Below are 1,435 nucleotides of genomic sequence, written 5' to 3' on the forward strand. Positions count from 1 at the left end.
CTATGAGGTTCGTCGGCAACTACGCCCTACGTGGACTTTCACCACAGACTGACGGTATGCCCGTCATACATAAAAAAGCATATACCATTTGGTATATGCTCAATAATCCTTATATATTTCTTCCTACGTTGGCATTATCCAAATCAGGTTCAAGGGTCAAGGCTCACATCCTTTTCTCAGCCGATCTATCAGCTCCCCCTTATATTTAATTTTCTAAACCTATAATATCATAAAGATGTCCTTATGACAACAAAAGTATAAATATTACTTGGTTTATCTTATAACAAACCAGCCAGTATAGGTACAGTCAAGACACTGATTACAGTCGTCAAAAATACACACTTAGATGAAAATTCTATACTAGTATTGTATCTCTCAGCCATAATGGTAGTAAAGGCTGGTGCTGGTAGTGCCGCTGTAAAGAACAGTATTGCCAATGGCAAATTGTGGTTGGCCTGGATACCTAAACCTTTAAATATAGCAACTATTATTAGAGGAAGAATTACCATCCTGACCATTGTCAGCCTATAGGCTTCCTTATCTGTGAACATATTCCTAACATCATACCTAGATAGAGACATACCTACTACCATCATAGACAAAGGTACAGTCAGGTTGGCTACATATGTGACCAAGGTCAAAACCGGCTTTGGAACTGGTATCTGTAGAAAAAATATAAACATACCTATTACCACGGCGATATTCTGCTTTGTAAATATAATATGTCTCAACCTAACATGTTCTTTTAGGTTATAGTTTAATGTTATAAACTTTATACCTATAGAGAATATCAAGACATTCTGTACTATATTACCCATGGCCATCAAGAAAAGACCATCATTACCATAAAGTGCATACATCAAAGGATAACCTACAAAGGCATTGTTTGAAAATACCATAGAGAATATCCAACTGCCTGCCTTTTTCGGGTCTACCCTCAAGACCTTGGTAGCATAAAAAGATAGGGCTGACATAAATAGCTGGAATAATAGTATAGCTAACATTACCCTAAAAGCATCACCCAATAATCTGGCATCAAATGGCCTAACCATAGATAGGGCTATCGTACATGGCATACTTACGTCTACCACTAGATTTGTCAAATCATTAATAGATGAGTGCGCTACTACTTTTTTTACACCTATTAGGTAACCCAAAAATAGAAGCATAAACAATATTAGAACATTTGTAAAAACTACTTGCAATAAAAAAACTCCTCTCTTCTCTTAAAATCACCATAGTAGTATACCATATATGGTCTTATAGATAAACACTAATATTTATTTGTTCTACGCTACCGCCTTTAAGTTCATTGTAAATAGTAGTTCTTGACCTGTTCAAATATCTAGCAATAGAGGATATAGAGCAGCCTAATTTAATCATCAATATCAAAGGATTTGTATTAACCCTATTAAAAAGTATTTTTACAGTCTGA

General features: G+C 35.3%; 1 protein-coding gene, 1 pseudogene and 1 riboswitch. The gene and the pseudogene both read right to left on the bottom strand.

The window, feature by feature from the left end:
- Positions 1 to 102: 102 nt before the first annotated feature.
- Positions 103 to 209, bottom strand: a riboswitch (TPP riboswitch).
- 69 nt (positions 210 to 278) lie between these two features.
- Positions 279 to 1,205, bottom strand: coding sequence for an AEC family transporter (locus HMPREF1639_RS02685; protein ID WP_036763001.1), 927 nt, complete (start codon positions 1,203 to 1,205; stop codon positions 279 to 281).
- A gap of 76 nt (positions 1,206 to 1,281) precedes the next feature.
- Positions 1,282 to 1,435, bottom strand: a pseudogene (locus HMPREF1639_RS09630) (helix-turn-helix domain-containing protein); the annotation flags it as partial.

Origin of the sequence: Peptostreptococcus sp. MV1, assembly GCF_000758885.1 — a bacterium.
In the GTDB taxonomy this organism is placed as follows: Bacteria; Bacillota; Clostridia; order Peptostreptococcales; family Peptostreptococcaceae; genus Peptostreptococcus.